The organism is Microseira wollei NIES-4236, from assembly GCF_020521235.1.
In the GTDB taxonomy this organism is placed as follows: Bacteria; Cyanobacteriota; Cyanobacteriia; order Cyanobacteriales; family Aerosakkonemataceae; genus Microseira; species Microseira wollei.
Map to the genome: position 1 here is coordinate 1 of NZ_BLAY01000754.1, position 249 is coordinate 249.

The window sequence follows — 249 nt, forward strand, 5'->3', positions numbered from 1 at the left end:
CCTACACCCAGGGGCACGGCGTAGATCAATTTTGATTTACACCCAAAGATTGTAGGATGCCCTGCCCCTACACCCAGGGGCACGGCGTAGATCAATTTTGATTTACACCCAAAGATGGTAGAATGCCCTGCCCCTACACCCAGGGGCACGGCGTAGATAAATTTTGATTTACACCCAAAGATGGTAGAATGCCCTGCCCCTACACCCAGGGGCACGGCGTAGATAAATTTTGATTTACACCCAAAGATG

General features: G+C 50.2%; 1 protein-coding gene. It reads right to left on the reverse strand.

Going from position 1 to position 249, the window contains the following annotated elements:
* On the reverse strand, nucleotides 1–249 hold a 249-nt coding region (locus MiSe_RS50450; protein WP_226595149.1), incomplete at both ends, for a hypothetical protein.